This is a genomic window from Ruegeria sp. HKCCD6604, assembly GCF_013110635.1.
GTDB lineage: Bacteria > Pseudomonadota > Alphaproteobacteria > Rhodobacterales > Rhodobacteraceae > Ruegeria.
On sequence record NZ_WVQW01000001.1, the window covers coordinates 1525270 to 1544820 of the forward strand.

Consider the following 19551-nt stretch of genomic DNA (forward strand, 5'->3'; position numbering starts at 1 on the left):
AAACGTGCAGTGACCTTCGCGCTTGCAGTGTTGGGCACCGGAGCATTCTGGTTAATGAATTTGCCCCTGCCCTTCCTGTTCGGCCCAATGAGCGCCTGTCTGATTGCAGCCCTGGCGCATGCGCCGATGGAGGGATTCGGGCAGGTCTCGGTGGCGGCACGCACTATCCTGGGCGTTGCCGTGGGAGCATCGATCACTCCGGCCCTGTTTGCCGAATTGCCGAAAATGGCCGCGTCGATTGCGCTGGTTCCGTTCTTTATCCTGCTGATCGCACTGGTCGGAGTGCCATTCTTCCGCAAGGTTTGGGGCTTCGATACTACAACCGCTTTTTATGCTGCCATGCCCGGCGGGTTGCAGGACATGATCATCTTCGGATCCGAGGCGGGTGCTAATCCGCGCACGTTGTCGCTGATCCACGGCACACGCGTGCTGATCATAGTGACGTTGGCCCCGCTATTTCTGACTGTTTTCTATGGCGCTGAATTGACCAACCCAATCGGTGAACCCGCACACGCCCTGCCGGTTCACGAACTGGCCCTGATGGTGTTGGCCGCCTTTATCGGCTGGAAGGGCGGCGAGCGCATCGGTCTCTTCGGCGCGTCGATCCTGGGACCGATGATCCTGACAGCTGCTTTGTCACTCGGGGACTTCATCCATACCCGCCCCCCGCGCGAGGCCATCCTGGCCGCGCAATTCTTCATCGGTTGCGGAATCGGAGTGAAGTTTGTCGGTGTCACCTGGGTGGAATTGCGCAAGGTCGTGGCAGCGGGTTGCGCCTATGTGGTTGTTCTGGCCGTGTTGGCTGCGGCCTTCACTGCTGTTGTCACCACGTTAGGGCTTGGCAAGCCGGTCGAGGCGTTTCTGGCCTTCGCGCCCGGCGGGCAGGCCGAGATGACAGTTCTGGCCATCGTTTCAGGCGCGGACCTGGGCTTTGTGATCACTCACCATCTGACAAGGATTGTGCTGGTGATCATCGGCGCGCCCATCGCCGCCAATCTTATTCTACGGTGGTCCAAACCTCGGGGTTGATCATGTGGATCGGCGCGCCGTCGGCGTAAGCACTTACTTGATCGAAGATATTGGCAAATTGCAGGTCGAACTCATCCTCGGTCACAAAACCAATATGCGGCGTCGCGAGCAGGTTGGGATGTGCCAGCAATGGATCGGTCGCGTCAGTCAGTGGCTCGGAATCGAATACATCAATCGCGGCTTTGCCGGGGCGACCGGCGTTGAGCGCTTCAAGCAAAGCGCCCGGAGCAATCAGCCCGGCCCGTGAAGTGTTCACGAAGATCGCCCCGGGCTGCATCTCCGCAAAATCCGATGCGGTAATGATCGCACGCGTGTCCGGTTTCAGGCGCACATGGATCGAAACAACGTCACTATCGGCAAAAAACGCCTCGCGGCTCGGCGCGACCCTAGCGCCATCCGCTTGCGCACGCGACCGACCTTCATCGGACGACCACCAAACGACATTCATTCCGAACGCCTCGGCATAACCCGCAACCGCACGCGCGATACGGCCGTAACCATAGAGCCCCAATTGACGACCGCGTAGCGTCTTGCCTACCCCTGCCTGCCAGTGCCCTGCCTTGACCGAGGCCATCTGAGCGGGCAAATCCCGCATCCCAGCCATGATCAGCGCCCATGTGAGTTCCGCCGCAGCATAAGACGGCGTGCCGCTATGCATATTCGAACACAGTAAAACACCCTGATCTGTACAGGCCGGCACATCAACATGGGGATAGACGCTGCGCTGGCTGATCAGCTGCAAATTCGGCAACTTTTCCAGCAAGGCACGCGTGACTTTGGTCCGCTCTCGGAACAGCACCAGCACTTGAGCCTCCTGCAAACGCTTGGCCAAGATGTCAAGATCCTCGACATGATCCGTCCACACCGTCACTTCATGATCGTTGAGCCTCTCGAAACATGGCAGCCCACGCAGCGTGTCGAACCAATCGTCCAGAATGTGTACTTTCATCGGTTTTCTATACTCTGCTCGGTGGTCAGTTTTCTGGGTGTCGGCACAAAATGCTGCACGTCAAGTGCTGCCAGCGCGTTTCGGACGCGTTCGCTTTGGTCCAACAGATGATTGAATTGCTCGTCGCATCCCGCGATTGGCGTGGGGTATTCGGCCATATCCCGCCGCAAGGCAGCTTGCGCCAACCGGAGCTCCTGACGCGCGATATCGAGGCATTCCGAGTAGTCGTCCATCGTAACCTCTCTCGTTTGTATACAAAAGTATACTAATTTGGATATGCCTAATCAACTCCCTTTCCACACGGATTGTGGAACGTACACATGGCCGTCTGCCAACTTGCGCGCGGTACGAACCAAGCCTGCTGCGTTTACAGTGAACCCATTCTCAGTGGTGAAATCCACCAATACGTCGATCGTGCCCGAGGCATGTTCCAATATGACTTCAGCCGGGCTTGTCGTCGGGCGATCCAGCAAACCTTCCGCGACCGTGCCGGGCGTCAAAGCGCAGGACGCCATGCACTGCGCACCAGTAACCGCCATGGTCGGGTGGGTCTTCCACGGCATGAAATACCGCACCGCAAGCGTTCCGCCCGCTTTGGCAGGAGCTACAAGGCCGAATTTGGGGGTCACGGATTTGGATACATCCCCCATCCCCATCCGTTCCCCGGCTTCGATCCGAACGGCTTCCATCCGGTCAAAAAAGGCGCGGTTGGCGTCCAGATCCTCGGCGCTTTCATAACCCGTCAGTCCGAAGTCGGCGGCGCAGGCAATGGCCATTGGCATAGCGACGTCCATGCAAGTCAGTTCGATCCCCTGTACTGTGTCACGCAGGTTGCCGGTGGGCAGGAATGCACCGGTTGCTGACCCAACCACCCCCATGAAACTCAGCTGCACCGGTGCAGATTGGCCGGGCACCCCGGCAATGCCTGTATCACCCTCATAGGTCAGCCTTCCCCCGGGTGTCTGAATCCGAGCCACTACACGGGCCCCGGTGTTGACCGCCCGGATACGGATTTCGGTTTCATCGCCTTGGGGCTCAAACAACCCCATTTCGATTGCAGCGGGGGCGACACCTGACAGGATGTTGCCGCAAGTTGGTTTGAAGTCGACCAACTTATCCTCGACCGCAACCTGCGCGAAGAAATAGTCGATATCGGCCCAGTCATCCTCGCTGACCGACAGCATCGCGACCTTGGTCGTGACCGCCGCGCCACCGCCGATACCATCAATGTTCAGCGACTGCCCGGCCCCGAGGGTAGCGATCAGCACTTTGGCCAAAGTGTCCAGATCCTCGGGCAAATCCGAGCGGCGGAAATACGGGCCCCGAGAGGTTCCGCCCCGCATGAATACATATGGGATTGCTGTTTGGGTCATCGGGTCCCCCCTGGCCAAGACTGAGTGGTGTTTCTTCTGCCCGGCCCGGTACACAGGCCGAGAGATGTCATCGGGCTGCTCATTTCAATGGCCAGGGCAAGCTGACCATGTCCTGCAACAGACCAGGCGGGAAATCGCGGTTCAGAGCACCCGCCATCAGGCACATAAAGCCAATACCGCAGGCGGTCAGGATCAGCGCCATCTGCCAGCTGGCCCCCGCCCGAATGCGGAAAAACGCGATCAGGAAACCCAGCAATGCAAGGATGAACCCCACCACCCATGTCGCCGCGATGAGACCGGCGAACCACGCCAGCGTGGACCACAAACCATGGGGGGCACTGGCGTCCTCACCCGCAATTTCCTTGTCTGCAAAGATCGCGTCGCCCTCGGGCCGCCGCATCATCTGGATCAGCAGGATCACGCAGCAGAACAAAGAGATGCAGCCGATCACCAGGGGGATGATTTTGTCGGTCATGTTGTAGTCAGGGATCATGTTAGCATTGACCAAAGCCACGATCAGATAGGCCATGATCACCAGTAGAAAGACCAATGGCGCACGCTTTGTACCTGCCTGGACCTCACCCTCGGCCATGATCATCTTGGCTTGCCGGATGCCCAGAATAACCGAGGCAACCGTGACGACGATCAAGACAATGACGATGGGGCTGAAGACATATTCCATCCCTTCGCCAAAGCTCTTTCGGAAACGGAACGATGCAATCTGGAAGGCCTGATTGGTGAACTTTTCAACCGGGTTCGACAGAACAAAGCCGATCAGGAAAGCTGGGCGCGACCAGTCGAACCGTCGCAGGAAGATGCCGATCAAACCAATCACAAACAAGGCCAGCAGGTCTTCGAAGTTCTGACCGGATTGGAAGGCTGCAAAGCTGATCAACATGAACAGGAACGGCGCCAGATAGGTAAAGCGGATCGTGGTCAGCTTGGCGATCCCGCCCGAGGCCGCGATGCACAGGATGGTGCCCACCACGTTGGCCAGCGCCAGCAGCCAGACGATCGAATAGGTGATGTCGAGATTGTCCTGAAGCATGCTCGGACCGACTTCGATATCCCCCGACCCCAGCAACGCAACCGCACCAATGAAGATTGCCATCGAGCCCGAGCCTGGAATTCCGAACAGAAGCGTCGGCACCAGACCGCCGCCTTCCTTAGCGTTGTTCGAGCTTTCCGGGCCGATGACCCCGCGCACTTCGCCTTTGCCGAAATTACTTTTGTCCTTGGTGGTTTGAACCGAATGACCATAAGCGATCCAGTCAACGACCGAACCGCCGAGGCCCGGAATGACGCCGACGACGACCCCGATGATCGAACAGCGGACCGACAGCCAGATATTCGCAAACCAGTCTTTGACGCCTTCCAGCCATCCAGCACCTATCGAGGCGCCTTTCGCAATCGACCGATCCTGCCGCAGCAGCGAGACGATTTCGGGCACCGCAAAAATACCCAAACCGACAATGACAAGTTTCAAGCCATCGGTAAGATAGGGAATGTCATAGGTCGCCATCCGAAGCGATCCACCGGCATCGGCCTCGCCAATTGTGCCGACCATCAGGCCTAATCCAGCGGCAGCGACGCCTTTCAGTGGGATGCGTCCTGCCAAAATGGCGACCATCGACAGGCCGAGAATGGTGATCATCAGCATCTCGGGCAGTCCAAAGGCCAGAACGATTGGGCGCGCGATCAGAATGAACATTGTCAGAAAGGTCGCGCCGACCAGCCCTCCGAACAGGGACGAGGAAAAGGCCGCCGACAGCGCCCGCGCGGCCTCGCCCTTTTTGGCCATGGGGAAGCCATCCAGCACTGTGGCCTGCGATGCCGAACTGCCGGGGATGCCCATCAGGACCGATGCGAAAGTGTCAGAGGTCGGAACCACCGCCACCATCCCGATCATCAGGGCCAGACCCAGGATCGGGTCCATGCCGAACATGAAAGGGAGCAAGAGCGACAGGCCAGCAATTCCTCCAAGCCCCGGGAAAACACCCACGGCCAGCCCCATAACGACGCCGAGCACGAGATAGCCCAGAACGATGGGTTGCAGGATCAGACCCCACGCATCACCAAGCGCAGGTAGAGCGGTGGCGAAAACCTCCATAGCGGCCGCCTTTCATAAATTGTCTTGTATGTAGAAAAGCGCGCGCCCTTCGTTGGGCGCGCGACGACGTGTCGGCTTAGTTCAACTCGACACCATAGGCTTCCTTCAGCCAGTTCAGGACATATTGCTTGGCATTGTCATCCACATTGGTCGCGGTTTGCAGCGCAGCTTTTGAGCCGTCGCCGACGAACACCGGATACTTGCCTACGCGTTTGGACGAAATGTCTGCAAAGTCACCACGCTCGGTTACAGCTTGGAACGCCGCGGTGTAGGCATCGACGACCTCTTGTGGCGTGTCACCGGGCAAGAAGGCCAGTTTCTGAACCGGGAAGCCCGCCACGAAGAAGGCTTTCCATGCGTCCCATGCTTCACCGCTGGTTTCACAGCCATCGGTCGCCTCGCAGACCTCTTTGAAAGTCGGGATATCCGGGAAAGTCGGATCGCGCACGATGTTGCCGTCTGCATCCAAGGCACCCCATGTCATCATCGGCACGGCCTGACCAGCCTCGACCAGCGGCGCCGAACCGCCCAGATAGCCCGAGGAGGTTTGATAATCGATGTTGGCCTCTCCACGTTCGAACATCAGGCGTCCGTCTCCACGGCCTTTGATGCCAAAGACAGGCTCAACATTCATACCCAACATCTGCCACGCCAGCAGCGGGACCAGATCCAGCCGGGTCGCGCCCTGCGAGCCGTAGATGAAGTTGGTGTCTTTCAGCGCGTTTGCGGAGCCATCAAACTTTGCGCCATCCTCAGCGTTCAGATAGGCGACGCCACCGGTTCCCGATGCCATAACCGGAATCCAGTCGTTATATTCATAACGCACGCGCGGATCGTTCAGCAGATACGGGAATTGAGTTGAACCCGAGGTGCCGAACAGCAGCGTACCGTCATCATGGCTTTGCTCCTGAAACCAGTTCGCACCCTTGGTCGAACCAGCGCCCGGCATGAATTTCACGACCACAGTCGGTTGACCCGGCAGCGCCTCGGACAGAAGCGGCGCAAAGAAGTTGGCCCATTTGGCAGACCCGCCGGTTTCCGAAAACGGGATGACCCATTCAATGGTCTTGCCCGAGAAATCGACCTCGGCTGCGGCGGGTGCTGCGATACCGGCGGCGGCGATCAGCCCCACGACGGCGCGACGGGTGAAGTTGGAAATGGCCATTGGTTCCTCCCTGTTGACCAGACAACCACGTCGGCGCCCTCCGCGCCACCGTGATCGCAAATAGAACTGTGGGGTTGATTCCCCCTCCCATCTGGCAATCATGGAGCGCCAACCTTGCGCGAAACTTGCAGGAGCCCGAATGCGGATCGTCATCGTCGAGGATAATGAGACCCTCGCCAACGCCATTGCCTATCGCCTGCGGGATCGGGGCCATGCTGCTGATGTACTAACAGACGGCGATGCAGCCGATCTGTATCTAGAGCAGGAAGGCGCGGACCTGATCGTTCTGGACATCAACCTTCCGGGTCGGTCAGGGCTTGAAATCTTGCGGTCGTTGCGCAATCGGGGTGACAGCGCCCCGGTTATTCTGCTGACCGCGCGCACCGAGACCAGTGACCGAGTGTCTGGTCTGGATATGGGCGCTGACGACTACCTGGTCAAACCTTTCGAGATGGACGAGCTCGAGGCGCGCATCCGCGCCCTGTCTCGTCGCAAGCAACTGGATTACGGCTCGCAAGAGACCATCGGAGAACTGGAATTTGACCGCACCGCGCGGCAGGTCAGCGTAAAGGGACAGGTGCTTGACGTGCCACGCCGAGAAATGGCTGTGCTTGAATGCCTGCTGGAACGGCGCGGCAGAATTGTCCCCAAGGGCCAGCTGACTGACTATGTCTACGGCGTTGGTGCGGATGTCGAAGACTCTGCCGTTGAACCTCATGTATCGCGATTGCGCAAACGCCTTCAGAACCTTGGCATTAGGATCAAGACAGCCCGCGGTCTTGGGTATCTGCTTGAGGTGCAGAAGTGATCAGGCATGGTTCGCTCCGGCTTAGGCTGTTCATTCTGATCCTGACGCCCTTGGTGTTGCTCGCGATCCTGCTTGGATATTGGCGCTACACGGTTGCCCGGGAAACGGCGCAAGAGCTTTTTGACGACAGCCTGTTATCTGCTGGTCTGGCGATCTCGCGCGATGTGGCGGTGTCAGACGGCGATGCTTTATCGCCCACCACCCGCAGCTTAATCCGCGATGCATCGGGGGGAGAGATTTTTTACCACGTGACCGGACCCGGCGGTATCTACGTAACCGGTTACGCATATCCACCTGCCTCGGCAAACCCGACAAAGCAGGACGTTTACCAACCCCAGTTTTTCGAAGCGGTCTATCGTGACGAGCCGGTGCGCGTATTGAAAATGACCGAACGGGTCACTCTGGATAACCTTGTAGGAGATGCGACGGTCACCGCATGGCAACGCATCGCGGATCGCAACGCGTTTGCCAATGAATTGTCGATCCGAGCAGCTATACTGATGGGCATCCTAATGGCCACCCTTGGCTTTGTCGTCTGGTTCGGCGTTGCGCGCGGCCTGCGACCGTTGCTGGACTTGCAGGACGCCATTGACCTGCGTTCGCCCGACGACCTCAGCAAGATAAAACGCCCGGTCCCGACCGAAGTCCATGGCATTGTTCAGACCCTGAACCGGCTGTTTGGGCAGGTCGAAGACAGTATAAACGCCCATCAAGTGTTTATCTCAGAAGCCGCGCATCAACTGCGGAATCCAGCAGCCGCAGTCCAGTCCATGGCCGAGGCGCTGCGAGATGCAAAAACGGATGAAGACAGGGACAAACGCATTGTCGAGCTTGTGGCAGCAGCAAAGAACTCGGCTACTGTGGCGGAACAGCTGTTATCACTGGAACGGCTGCGGCAACCTACGCATCAGGATCAGATGGAAAAGATTGATTTCCGCTTGGTCGTTGAAGAAGCTTGTGCAGAGATGGGCGTACAAATTCTGGCAAATGGGATCGATTTTGAGGTCACGATGCCGGAGTCTGCAATCATGGTAACAGGGGATAAGATCTTTTTGACTGAGGCCATCAAAAACCTGCTGGACAATGCAGTTAAACATGGTGGCGCTAAGTTGAGCCGAATTTCAATTGTGCTGCTCTGTGACGGAGGAAGTGTCAAACTTACTGTGGCCGATGACGGAACTGGTCTTTCACCCGCCCAAAGCGAAGCAGCATTCAGTCGGTTTTCGCAGCTAGAGTACTCGGAGGGCAGCGGCCTTGGATTGTCAATTGTCTCAGCGGTGGCAAAACGCCATGGAGGAGTGGTTGAAATCAACCAAGTCGAAAAAGGGGCAAGCGTTACACTTGAGCTTCCCATAGCCCTGTAAGTCGTTTCCAGCATTTAGCGGCCCGAAACTCTTCAATATCAAAGGGTACTCTTTGCGGTTGCAGCGAACTGGTGCTTCGTTGCGCATTGCGGTTGTTTCCGGACTATGTTCCGAACGGCTGGCCTCGCAACCGTCGGCTAATTTTGCGCGTCATAACAAACCGCCAACGTCGATAAAACCGATGTTGGGTCAAGCGATCTATGGTTGAGTTGTGGCCGTTCAGTGGAGGGCGTACGAGAGACTGCCTGGCGGAACAAAGCAAGCGCTCTTCTGAGACGCCTGTGTTCTGCTTTCAGACAAAAAGCCGTTCCTGACGACCACTTTAGTCTCACACCCGTTTTTTTCATGTATGTCCACGTCAGTGCTAATCAATGATGTCGCGTAGGCTGTTCAACGACCACATATAACGCCAGCAAGGTGTTTGATCCTGTACCAGTTGGCCCAACTTATCGAATGTTGTCCGCGATGCGGATACCTGCAAATCTATCTATGTTGCCAGCCGGAGCCATTCATTGCCTTTGAGATACGCTGATATCTATCCGTCAGAACCGCTGTTGAACAGCGATGCGATGCAGCGCCCTTCGGCGGCTGATTTGATGTCAGTGCGGTATTTTCGGGCCGAACCTGATCGGATGCCCGAGGAAGTTTTTGCAGAACATCATGTCCTTCTGAACCTTCAGGAAAATGGGCATCGTGTTCGAAACTGGCGAGATGGGACACTGCGTGATTTCACCTTTCGCAAGGACGAAGTCATCGTGACCCCGGCAGGCATGCGGTCAGGTTGGCGGTGGTACGGACAGTCTGACGTGATCGTGATCACCTTGCATCCGGACAAAGTCCAGCGCTTTGCACAGTCGGAACTCGGTATGCTGTTGGCGCCGGAGCAGTTTCACGACCAGCCGCAGTTTTCCGACCCTGACCTATGTGCTGCAGGCGTCATTTTGCGCGATGCGCTGGCAACGGACGATATGTCATCTGCGGTAATGTTCGAAGCCATGAGCCGGGTATTTCTGGTCAAGCTGATGCAGAAATACGGCAAACGCCGCGCTGAAGAGGTCGAGCTGTCCGCGCGCTTTACCTCTCAGTACTATCAACGGGTGCTGACCTATGTGCAGGACCGTTTGGATCAGACGATCACCGTCGATCAGATGGCGACCGAGGCGGGCATGAGCCCCTCGCATTTCGCGCGGGTTTTCAAGGAGACGCTGGGCTCGACACCCATGCAATATGTCATGGCCTACCGGGTCGAGCAGGCGATGAAGATGATGGAAGACCCGGCGCGCCCTCTGGGGATATCGCCATGGCCTGCGGGTTCTCAGATCAGGCGCATTTCACGCGCAGTTTCAAACAGGTAGTAGGGCAGACCCCCCGCGCATTCCGCGCGGCGAATGCCGTCTGAAGCAGAATCTTTCAAAAACGCGGCAGTCCGGTGCAAGTATCCCTGCCGTCGACAGCGTATCTCAGGTGTCATCGGGCTTATGCCCATCCAGACAGATTTTGGGAGATACGCCATGAACACCCTCGCTTTGAACACCGCCGCAGCGCTTATGGCGTCGACGGCCGCCGTCGCGCAGGTTGAAACCCGCCCCGTTACCTTCCAGAACGAAGGCGCCACCCTGTCCGGCACACTGTACCTGCCGGAAGAGCGCGGATCTGAACCGCTGCCGACGGTCGTCGTGACCGGGGCCTGGACCTCGGTTCAGGAACAGATGCCCGCCAACTATGCCCGCGAGATGGCCGAGCGCGGCTTTGCTGCCTTCACCTTTGATTTCCGCGGTTGGGGCAAATCGGGCGATCTGCCGAACAACGTGCGCTTCATCGAAAGCCCCGAGGCCAAGACATCGGACATCAAAGCTGCCCTCGCATTCGTCGCGACCCTGCCCGAAGTGGACGCCGATCACATCAACGGTCTGGGGATCTGCGCCTCGGCTGGCTACATGGTCGATGCGGTTTCCGGCAACCCGCTGGTTCAGCGGCTGGGCTTGGTTGCACCATGGTTGCAGAATGAAGAGATCGTCGAGGCGGTTTGTGGCGGCGCAGACGGTGTTGCTGTGCTGATCGAGGTGTCCCACGCTGCCGAGGCCGCAGGGGGTCAGATCATTCCTGCCGCAGGCCCCGAAGGTGCCGAGGGCGTGCTGACCTATCACCCCGCCGACAATCCGCAGCGTTTGGACAAGCCACTGGCCATTGTGCACTCGGAAAGCGCGGCGATCCCACAAGGCGTACAGACCTTTCTTGCCGGTTTCGCAGGCGATGCGACCGCGCAATGGCTGGAGGATGTCACGCAGTTCGATTTCTACGACAACCCCGAGGATGTCACCCGCGCGGCCGATACCGTCGCTGACCACTTCCGCGCCGGTTCGAGCAACTAAGCCCTGTCTGGACACCGAGCAGTCGTTCGGCGTCCACCCTCATCTATTCGGAGCATCCCCATGCATAGAAAACTCACATCGACTCTTGCTGCCGTCTCCATGATCGGAACCGCAGCTTTCGCCGAACCACAGGCAGGCATCTCGACCGCAATCACCGATATCGCGGCAGGCGCAGACCGCCACGACTGGGCCCGCGTGCGCGACGCGTTTGCCGATACCGTCACGACGGATTACACCAGCCTCTGGGGCGGAGACCCGGTTACACAACCCGCTGATGAGCTTGTGGCGGGATGGTCCGCCTTTCTGCCCGGTTTCGACGCGACGCATCATATGGTGACCAATCACACGATCACCTCTCTGTCCGATACATCCGCCACGGCACAGGCTGATTTCACAGCAACCCATCGCCTTGGTAAAGACTTGTGGGTGCTGGGTGGCCGCTATGACTATATCTTGGAGAAATCAGACGACCGTTGGGTCGTTACTTCGATGACAATGACGGCACTTTGGGAAACCGGAGATCGTGGTCTGGTGACCCTTGCCGGCCAGCGCGCTGCCGAGGCGAATTGAGGGAAGCAACATGACCAGTCAGCGCATCGCACTCGTGACCGGCGCCAATCGCGGTATTGGTAAAGAAGTGTCCCGTCAATTGGCCCGAGACCACGGGATGAAGGTTTTGATGGGTGCGCGCGATCTGTCAAAAGGGCAGGCTGCTGCGGATGAAATCGGATATGGGGCGGAAGCCTTGGAATTGGATGTCTCAAGTCCGGACTCTGTCGCTGCCGCCTTCTTTTTGATGGTTGAACCTAGCTACGGTCGTCTTGATGTTCTGGTGAACAATGCGGGTGTGGACTATGACACCGACCAACAGGTCCACCTCGCCGATCTGGATCGGGTTCGCCGCGCGTTTGATACGAACCTTTTCGGCCCTTGGGATACCACGATTGCGGCGGTGCCACTGTTGCAACGCGGCACGGATGCCCGGATCGTCAACGTCTCATCTGGCGCGGGGTCGCTGAACAGCATGTCCGCCGGCACACCCGGTTACGGCGTTTCCAAAGCGGCTTTGAACGCGCTAACCCTCAAGACCGCCGCCGCGTTGAAACCTCAGGGCATTCTCGTTAACGCCGTGTGCCCCGGTTGGGTCGCAACAGATATGGGCGGCGGAGGACGTCCGATTTCTGAGGGTGCCAAGGGCGTTGTCTGGGCCGCGACCTTGCCGAAAGGCGGCCCGACCGGAGGGTTCTTTCGCGACGGCGTTGCAATTGATTGGTAGGTTTATCCGGGCGCCATAAAATCAATCAGCTTCCTCACCCGCGCGGGCAAAAGGCGACGACTGGGATAGACTGCGAACAAATCCCGCGTCAAAGGGATAGTGTCCGTGACCTCAAGCCGTTGCAGGTCTCCGTCCACCATATCCAAAGGCAGCATCGCGACACCCAGGTTGCGGCGGGCCGCCTGAGCAATGACATCAAGGTCCGTTAAACTGTGCGCGGTGTGCTTCGGTTGCAGAGTTTCCCCGCTCTCAAGCACCCAGGGCTGACCAGCTGTCAGGGCGGGCAAAGCAAGAAAGTCCGGTCTGTATATCGGCCCGTCCAACGCACGCTCCCGAATGAAGCCCTGTCCCGCACAAAAGCAATAGGGAACCGACCAGAGCCGTTTCGCGACAAGGCTGGAATCTGTCAACGGGCCGACCCGAAAGGCTAGGTCGATATTGTCGCGAAAGAAATCCAACATGATGTTGGTCGTGGTCACCTCAAGTGCCACATCCGGATTCTGCTCCGCAAAATCCAACAGCCGAGGGCCAATGGTCGTGCGCGCGGCCAACGGAGGCGCCGTAATGTGGATGCTCTGGCGTCTGGTATCGTCGGTAAAACCCGCAATACCCTGCAACGACTCAATCGGGTCCTGGCATCGATCCAGAAGGCGGCGGCCCTCTTCCGTCAGGCGAACCTGGCGGGTTGTCCGCTCGAACAGTTTGGTGCCGAGATGGCCTTCCAACTCTGCAATCCTTCGGCTGACCCGGCTGAGGGGTATACCCAGGCGGTCCGCAGCCCTGGAAAAGCTAAGATGGTTGGCGACGACAGTAAACAGGACAAGGTCGTTATAAATCATTATCCTATTTTTGGGATTATATCTTCCGATATCAACTATTATCTTCCGATGACGTGACCTCTACCTTCTGCGCAACAGAAGGAGACAGCTCATGCCTTTCGCCATTGATATCACCCAGACCGGCAAACCGAACGTTTTGCGCAAGACCAACAGGCCGGCCCCGACCCCCGATGCCGGGGAAACCCTGATCCGCAACAAGGCCGGGGCGGTCAACTTCATCGACACGATCATCCGTCGCGGTGAGATGCCCGAGTGAAGGATGCCCGATCTGCCTCATGTACCCGGTGTCGAGGGGGCCGGAATTGTAGAGGCGCTGGGTGAGGGAGCCGAAGGCTTCTGTGTAGGGGACCGCGTGGCATGGATAGGGCCGATTGGTGCCGGTGGATACGGGACCCATTCGGTGATCGCAGCGCCCTATGTCACCCGGCTGGCTGAATCGGTGGACTTCGAAACCGCGGCCGCTATCCCTGTCAACGGGATGACCGCCTATCACATGCTGGTCAATTTGGGTGGCGCAATGGCTGGCAAATCCGTGCTGGTTCACGCGGCAGCCGGGGGCGTAGGGCCTATGGTCCTACAGATCGCGAAACATCTGGGCATGACGGTGATCGCCTCGACCAGCACCGACAAGGTTGGGTATGCCAAAGATCAAGGTGCCGATCACGTCATTGATTATCGCACTGAGAACGTCACCGAGCGAGTGATGGAAATCACCGGCGGGTGCGGCGTGGACCTGACGCTGAACCCGGTTTCCGGAGAGTCTCTGAAATCAGATCTCGATGTGCTGGCGCCTCTGGGTACCGCCGTTCTGTTCGGGTTTCTTGCCGGTCCGCCCGCAGGCAGTTTTGCCAAGGACTTGGCGAAGCACTTCCAGAAATCCGTCTCGGTCCGTGTCAGCGATATATACACCTATTTCGTCAATCGCCCCGATCAGTTTAGCGCGGATATGGCCACAGTGTTTGATGTGCTTGAGACGGGAATTCTGCGCCCGCAGGTCACCGCCCTGCCCATTGCTCAAGCCGCCGAGGCGCACCGCCGACTGGAAGCCGGTGAAACCACGGGCAAGCTGGTGCTGAGTACCGACTGATCAATCCAACAAAAAAGGAGCCATAGAAATGAGCACGGTTTTCGAAGCCGCCCTGAAAGGCAAGCACATTGTCATTGTCGGCGGTAGCAGTGGTATGGGGAAGGCAACAGCAAAGATGGCCACCGCCCTCGGGGCAAAGATCACAATTGCAAGCCGCAGTGCTGCCAAGCTGCATGCGGCGGCAGACGAGATCGGCGGCGGGGTGCAGATCGCACCGGTCGATACAACCGATGAGACCGGCGTGAGATCATGGGCTGGTGTACTGGGCCCGGTGGATCACCTGGTGATCTCAGCCTCAAGTGCTGCGCATGGTGCGTTCACCGATCTGCCCACAGACGATCTGCGCGCCATGTTCGAGGCCAAGTTTTTCGGCCCCTATTTGGCTGCGCGCGAAGTGTTGCCCGTGTTGGTCAAAGGCGGCTCCATCACATTCTTTTCCGGTGTGCTCAGCCGTCGCCCATCCGCCGGGGCCACGGGCCTCGGCGCCGTAAATGCCGCGGTCGAGGCGTTGGCGAAGGGGTTGGCGCTGGAGCTGTCCGGACGGGCGCGGGTGAATTGCATCAGCCCCGGCATGGTCGCAACCGAAGCCTATGCCGCAATGTCGGAAGAGGCACGTGAAGGCATGTATGCGCAGGTTGGTGGCAGCCTGCCTGTGGGACGCGTCGGAGAGTCCGAGGACATCGCGCAAGCCGTGATCATGGCGATGACGAACAGGTTTCTAACCGGCTCCGTTCTGGATGTGGATGGAGGCCATCTTGTACGCGATTGACGCCTGACCCAAGTCTGGCGTAAAGAACACAGCCTGCCCAAAACAGCCTTTGGTCTGGCTTTGGTCAAAGCTGGCAAATCGTTTGAAGGCGGTGCGCAAGTTGGGCCGAACGCAAGCGCAGGCGCAATTTCTTAGGCTCCCGGCTCATTGAGTTACAGCTAAGACAGAACGGTTGCCGCGAGAGCGCTTGCTGAGAGGGAGATCTTCGGGCGTCTGTCATACCGAGTGGCGACACGGCACCAGTCCTTCAGGCGTCCGAACATGATTTCAATCCTATTTCGTCGTTTGTAGCGGCGCTTGTCCTACCGGGCAGGCTTGCCGCGTGATTTGCGGCCTGGGATGCACGGATTTAATCCCTTGTCTACTATGGCTTCTCTGAACCCGTCGGCATAGTATCCGCGATCTCCCAACAGCCAGTCAGCCGAAGGCAGACTGTTCACCAGAACCCTGGCGCCCGTGTAATCGCTCACTTGGCCAGCGGAGATAAAGAACCGAAGAAGGCGACCGACGCTGTCAGTGATGGCATGCAGTTTGGTGTTCATGCCGCCCTTGGTGCGACCGATCAGTCTTTCACGCCCCTTTTTTCAACCGCAGGCTGGAGGCCGTGCGGTGTGCTTTGAGGTAGGTTGCGTCCACTGCCCGTCAGGGCAATACGCAGCAATGTCCCGGGAGGGGATCATGAGGGTCTTGTGATCGGTTCCCTCCGCAGCGAGCCCCATCATGATCCGAGCGAACACACCCATATCGCTCCACCGCTTCCAACGGTTGTACAGCGTCTTTGGCGGCTCATATTCGCGAGACGCATCAGACCACCGCAACCCATTGCGCTTGATAAAAATAATCCCGCTCAGCAAACGTCGGTCATCCACTCGCGGCTTGCCATGGCTTTTCGGAAAGTAGGGCCGTAAACGCGCCATCTGTTCGTCAGTCAGCCAGAAAAGGTTGCTCATGATACACCTCTGAAACTCAGCAGCTTGAAGCACGCAGCCAAGGCGACGGCAACCAAATCAATGGGTCCTGACCTTAGAGTGCGCCCGTAAGGCATCGTTTTTAACAATCCGAAGGGAGTTCGAATCTCTCATCACCCACCAGCCTTTCCCCAAAAATTCCTGCGCTGTTCCGCATCCGGGGCCAATCATCATTGATGCCGGTCCTGAAAGTCTATCGCAAATAAAACCCTTCTCGCAGTTCCTGTCTGAGACGCAAACGCTCGGGGTATTCTTTCAGAAATTGTTCGGGGGGCTTGCCTTCCCAAACTTGCGCGTAAACCCGCATCTTGTTGCCGCCATAAATCTTTTCGAGGTCTTCATCGGAATAACCCCTTGCCCAGAGATCATCGGTGATTGCCGCAAGGATTTTGGCCAGCTCACCGTTGCCGGTCGCCCCTTTGTTGAACGCGTCGATCATGTAGCCGCCATCATCATACATGCTTGCGTTTGCAGTCGCGAACTGCACAACCAATTCGGTCGAGAACATGTCGTCGGTGGCGATCCCAACGTGGTCGACCCCAACAAGTTGGACATAGTAGTCGATCATGTCGGCGGCTTGCTTGGGTGAGATATCTTCAGGCCAAACGCCGTCCATCATCCATTCAGTGAATGTCGGAGAAACATAGCCGCCCGATTTGGCCGCACGCAGGGCCTCGTCGTCGGGAATGGCCCGATAACACCCGCGTGGCGTCGCACCGGGTTCGTTTGCGTAAAGCCCGGCAGGAACCGAATGCGTGTAGACATAAGGCACGCCGGGAAAGTTTTCGTCCATGTAGTCCATGGCGTCGTTGGCCGTTTTGGAACCCGTGTGGCTCAGGTCCAGAAGGATGCCGAAACGCACCATTTCATCGATCACTGACTTGCCCCAAGGGGTCAGACCGATATCGCGCCCGTTATAGGCCGCCAACTGCCCCGACCCGGTGCGGAAGATATCGTTGTAGGCCAGGATCATACTCTTGATCCCCATATCCTTGAGCAACGCCATCTTCCTCAGGTCGCCATCCAGAATCGTCGCCGTCTGGCTGTTCCAGATGACCGCCGTCTTGCCTTGTAATTGGGCGGCTTCGATATCGCGGGTTTCATTCACGATCAGGTAATTCTCTGGCTGTTGCGCCATCGCCGACCGGAAGTGGTAGTGCTGATCAAGAAAGGTTTCAAAAGACATATCCGCTGCGGCCAGCGTCATCTCATGACCTGTTATTCCGTTGTCCCGAGCCCGCGCGAAGTAAGTGTGCAGCTGTTCGTCTTCAGTCCAGCCGGTGCCGTAGGGGCTGGCCAACATGCCAAGCACGATTGTGTCCTTCACAAATTGCTTTGCTTCATCCGACGCATCCCATGTCTTGCTTTCCTCGCTCGCGTGCAGCGCGGCACCGGATACGATTGCAATGGCGCTTGCGGCCAACAAAGTTTTCATGACTGAGCCTCCCAAATTGGCTTCGGGTGAGTTGCTGCTTTCGAGCCGCATCAAAAAACGATCCGGGTTCGCAGGCTGAACAATGTGATACTATCCTGATTGGGGTTCAGCAGCGGATTGGAGATGAACTGCAGTGACGGCGTGATTTGCAGCCCGGGTGAGATTGAAAAGCGATAGAATGCTTCCAGCGTGAACTGATCGCCGTCGATGTTTCTTGCTTCGGCCCAGTTCAAACCCAAACCGGCCAGATCGGTGTTTCGACCGTAATAACCCAGCCCGGCAGAAACCGAACGATCATACAGCGCTGCCGTGCCTTTCGACGCCCCTGCCCGAACGAACGGCATCCATTTGTTGTCGACAAACCAAGCCGCGGACAACACGGCGCCATAATCTTCTGCACGGCTGCCATCGTCGGCCGCATCTGCATGCCAGAGGGTCAAATGGACATTGTCGAAATAGATGCGATCAAAGCCCGAAGTGTAACCAATCTCAAAAGATTTGAAGAGATTGCCGTCGCTGAACACGTCAAGACTTGGATCAGACGGATCGGCGTTTGCGTCTGCAACGCTGGCAACGGCGTAGAAGTTTTCGCTCAGCTTTATCCCACCGGCAATACCAATTCCCTGGTTGGGCGTGTTGATTGTCGGGTTGGTGTTGAAAGACAGGTTTTGGAACCCGCTGTAGGGGCTGACCAACCCATAGATATCCACAAAGTCCGTCACATCAATCTGGCCGACTTGCAGCGTCCACGCGCCGTTCTCGGCCCTTTGGGTCCAAAACAGGTTGGTCAGCAACAAACCATTGTCGTTGAAGGCTGTCCCGGTGATCGACAATGCGCCTCCGTCCAGCCCAAGGACTTGCGGGGCAACATCGGTGTATCCGTGCCGATCTTCGATTTTGAATGTCAATGAACCCCGCTCGGTTGCCTGCCAACTGCCGTAGACGCGAGCGATTCCACTAGCGGCTTCACCAGCTCCCAAATCGGCGTTCGTGGATTGACCCAACGCCAGGTAATCCACGTTGAACCGAAATCCACCCTCAGCCAGCCGATCTTTCCACCGAAACCAACCCGGCGCGATGTTGCGCGGAAATTCGGAACGGTATTGCGGATCGGTCAGGCCATCGCCAGGTTTAAGCTCGGCCTCGACCGAAGAAGGCCCGGACAACCCCTGGGCAGACGCTGTACCCGCGCAGGCAATACTCAATGCGGCAACAAGGCGCCTTATCATTCCGACGCCTTTGCGCCGCCAGTTTTACGATTGCCAGCGGCTCGGGCGCGATCGGCTGCACGCTGCCGCCATTCCAGACCGTCGGCCTTGGTTTCCAGCGTTTCAACGCTGTCCGTCTCCAATTTGAAGGTTGCATTCATCGGCACAAGCCCATCCACGACCATCATGTTCTGAACCGAGGGTTCAATCGTCAGCCTACCTTTGAGCCGAACGGGTTCATGGAAGTAACTGGGGGCCCAGTCGCCGTTCAACCGCACCCGGATCATCTGATTGGGCGGAGGCGGGGGCATGTGGCTGCACATCCCGCGTTCTGGCACCAAATATGCAACCGCTCGCCCGTCCGGATCGTTCGGCGCGGGAATGGCAAAGCCTGTCAGCGTAACACTCTGGCCATCGAGTTGCGGATTTCCGTTTGTTCCTGCCTTTCTTCGCCGCTCTTTCACAGCCTCTCGCTGATCGAGCAGCCAGTCGACATCAACGCCACCCTCGGCCAAGGCGTCTTCAGTCTCGGTCAGAAGCTCTTGCCATTTCTGTCTTTCCTCAACGCTGCCGACATCCTGCTGCAACCTGCCGCGCAAGCGCACGACGAAGAGGACATCGTCAAACTGTTCAGGGCTCAGATCACGATAAGGGTCATCGAACACCTGCACCGACGGGTCCGGAAGGTCAGACCAGTCAAGCGTCGCATGGGGCGTTGCCATTGCGGAATGACCGCTCAGGACAAAGCCAGCGAAAACTGCGGCGCGAAACCAAGAGAACATCAAATCTCTCCAACCGT

Annotated in this window: 18 protein-coding genes and 2 pseudogenes; 10 read left to right on the plus strand and 10 right to left on the minus strand. The window is 57.9% G+C overall.

The annotated features are described in order from the left end of the window. Positions 1 to 54 precede the first annotated feature (54 nt). Complete coding sequence (locus GS614_RS07600) at positions 55 to 1029, plus strand: AbrB family transcriptional regulator (protein ID WP_253284204.1); 975 nt, start codon at positions 55 to 57, stop codon at positions 1027 to 1029. Here the strand turns inward: GS614_RS07600 and GS614_RS07605 are convergent. From GS614_RS07605 to GS614_RS07625, 5 genes are all read right to left on the minus strand, one after another. After that, positions 998 to 1978 carry a D-2-hydroxyacid dehydrogenase family protein gene (locus tag GS614_RS07605; protein ID WP_171725867.1) on the minus strand — a complete coding sequence of 327 codons (981 nt, stop codon included), beginning with the start codon at positions 1976 to 1978 and terminating at the stop codon, positions 998 to 1000. The two genes, GS614_RS07600 and GS614_RS07605, sit on opposite strands and share 32 nt — an antisense overlap. Beyond that, complete coding sequence (locus tag GS614_RS07610; RefSeq protein WP_171118938.1) at positions 1975 to 2211, minus strand: hypothetical protein; 237 nt, start codon at positions 2209 to 2211, stop codon at positions 1975 to 1977. The genes GS614_RS07605 and GS614_RS07610 overlap by 4 nt, the downstream gene beginning before the upstream one ends. A 51-nt stretch (positions 2212 to 2262) precedes the next feature. Further along, complete coding sequence (locus GS614_RS07615; protein ID WP_171725868.1) at positions 2263 to 3351, minus strand: 4-oxalomesaconate tautomerase; 1089 nt, start codon at positions 3349 to 3351, stop codon at positions 2263 to 2265. Between the two features lie 79 nt (positions 3352 to 3430). Next, positions 3431 to 5461, minus strand: a complete 2031-nt coding sequence (locus tag GS614_RS07620; protein WP_171638858.1) for a tripartite tricarboxylate transporter permease — start codon at positions 5459 to 5461, stop codon at positions 3431 to 3433. Between the two features lie 76 nt (positions 5462 to 5537). Continuing rightward, positions 5538 to 6626 carry a tricarboxylate transporter gene (locus GS614_RS07625; RefSeq protein WP_171118945.1) on the minus strand — a complete coding sequence of 363 codons (1089 nt, stop codon included), beginning with the start codon at positions 6624 to 6626 and terminating at the stop codon, positions 5538 to 5540. 139 nt (positions 6627 to 6765) lie between these two features. Here GS614_RS07625 and GS614_RS07630 point away from each other — a divergent pair, with 139 nt between their 5' ends. The 6 genes and pseudogenes from GS614_RS07630 (at position 6766) to GS614_RS07655 (ending at position 12446) form a co-directional block, all read left to right on the plus strand. Further along, positions 6766 to 7434, plus strand: coding sequence for a response regulator transcription factor (locus tag GS614_RS07630; RefSeq protein WP_171118947.1), 669 nt, complete (start codon positions 6766 to 6768; stop codon positions 7432 to 7434). Then, positions 7431 to 8798, plus strand: coding sequence for a sensor histidine kinase (locus tag GS614_RS07635; protein WP_371809384.1), 1368 nt, complete (start codon positions 7431 to 7433; stop codon positions 8796 to 8798). Before GS614_RS07630 ends, GS614_RS07635 begins: the two co-directional genes overlap by 4 nt. Positions 8799 to 9964: 1166 nt before the next feature. Next, a pseudogene (locus GS614_RS22095) lies at positions 9965 to 10197 on the plus strand (helix-turn-helix domain-containing protein). 112 nt (positions 10198 to 10309) lie between these two features. Beyond that, entirely contained in the window at positions 10310 to 11170 is an 861-nt protein-coding gene (locus tag GS614_RS07645; protein WP_171665999.1) for an alpha/beta hydrolase, read from the plus strand. A 60-nt stretch (positions 11171 to 11230) separates the two neighbouring features. Further along, positions 11231 to 11740 (plus strand): nuclear transport factor 2 family protein, encoded by a 510-nt coding sequence (locus GS614_RS07650; RefSeq protein WP_171118949.1) that lies wholly within the window; start codon positions 11231 to 11233, stop codon positions 11738 to 11740. 10 nt (positions 11741 to 11750) lie between these two features. Next, positions 11751 to 12446 carry an SDR family oxidoreductase gene (locus GS614_RS07655; protein ID WP_171363995.1) on the plus strand — a complete coding sequence of 232 codons (696 nt, stop codon included), beginning with the start codon at positions 11751 to 11753 and terminating at the stop codon, positions 12444 to 12446. Positions 12447 to 12448: 2 nt separating this feature from the next. Here GS614_RS07655 and GS614_RS07660 read toward each other — a convergent pair whose 3' ends face one another. Beyond that, on the minus strand, positions 12449 to 13285 hold the full coding sequence (locus GS614_RS07660; RefSeq protein WP_171725869.1) for a LysR family transcriptional regulator: 837 nt from the start codon (positions 13283 to 13285) through the stop codon (positions 12449 to 12451). Positions 13286 to 13376: 91 nt separating this feature from the next. Between GS614_RS07660 and GS614_RS07665 the strand changes: the two genes are divergently transcribed. Genes GS614_RS07665 through GS614_RS07675 form a run of 3 tightly spaced genes read left to right on the plus strand, consistent with a single transcriptional unit; the run spans position 13377 to position 15141 of the window. Next, positions 13377 to 13541, plus strand: coding sequence for a hypothetical protein (locus GS614_RS07665; protein WP_171615422.1), 165 nt, complete (start codon positions 13377 to 13379; stop codon positions 13539 to 13541). A 3-nt stretch (positions 13542 to 13544) separates the two neighbouring features. Continuing rightward, a complete protein-coding gene (locus GS614_RS07670; RefSeq protein ID WP_171725870.1) occupies positions 13545 to 14372 on the plus strand; it encodes a zinc-binding dehydrogenase in 828 nt (275 codons plus the stop codon). 28 nt (positions 14373 to 14400) lie between these two features. Continuing rightward, positions 14401 to 15141 carry an SDR family oxidoreductase gene (locus tag GS614_RS07675; protein ID WP_171725871.1) on the plus strand — a complete coding sequence of 247 codons (741 nt, stop codon included), beginning with the start codon at positions 14401 to 14403 and terminating at the stop codon, positions 15139 to 15141. Positions 15142 to 15299: 158 nt separating this feature from the next. Here the strand turns inward: GS614_RS07675 and GS614_RS07680 are convergent. The 4 genes and pseudogenes from GS614_RS07680 to GS614_RS07695 form a co-directional block, all read right to left on the minus strand. Next, positions 15300 to 16091: pseudogene (locus tag GS614_RS07680) on the minus strand (IS5 family transposase). Between the two features lie 211 nt (positions 16092 to 16302). Further along, positions 16303 to 17544 carry a dipeptidase gene (locus GS614_RS07685; RefSeq protein WP_171725872.1) on the minus strand — a complete coding sequence of 414 codons (1242 nt, stop codon included), beginning with the start codon at positions 17542 to 17544 and terminating at the stop codon, positions 16303 to 16305. Between the two features lie 50 nt (positions 17545 to 17594). Next, a complete protein-coding gene (locus GS614_RS07690) occupies positions 17595 to 18773 on the minus strand; it encodes a carbohydrate porin (RefSeq protein WP_171725873.1) in 1179 nt (392 codons plus the stop codon). Continuing rightward, positions 18770 to 19534, minus strand: coding sequence for a DUF3299 domain-containing protein (locus tag GS614_RS07695; RefSeq protein ID WP_171725874.1), 765 nt, complete (start codon positions 19532 to 19534; stop codon positions 18770 to 18772). Before GS614_RS07695 ends, GS614_RS07690 begins: the two co-directional genes overlap by 4 nt. Between the last annotated feature and the right edge of the window lie 17 nt (positions 19535 to 19551).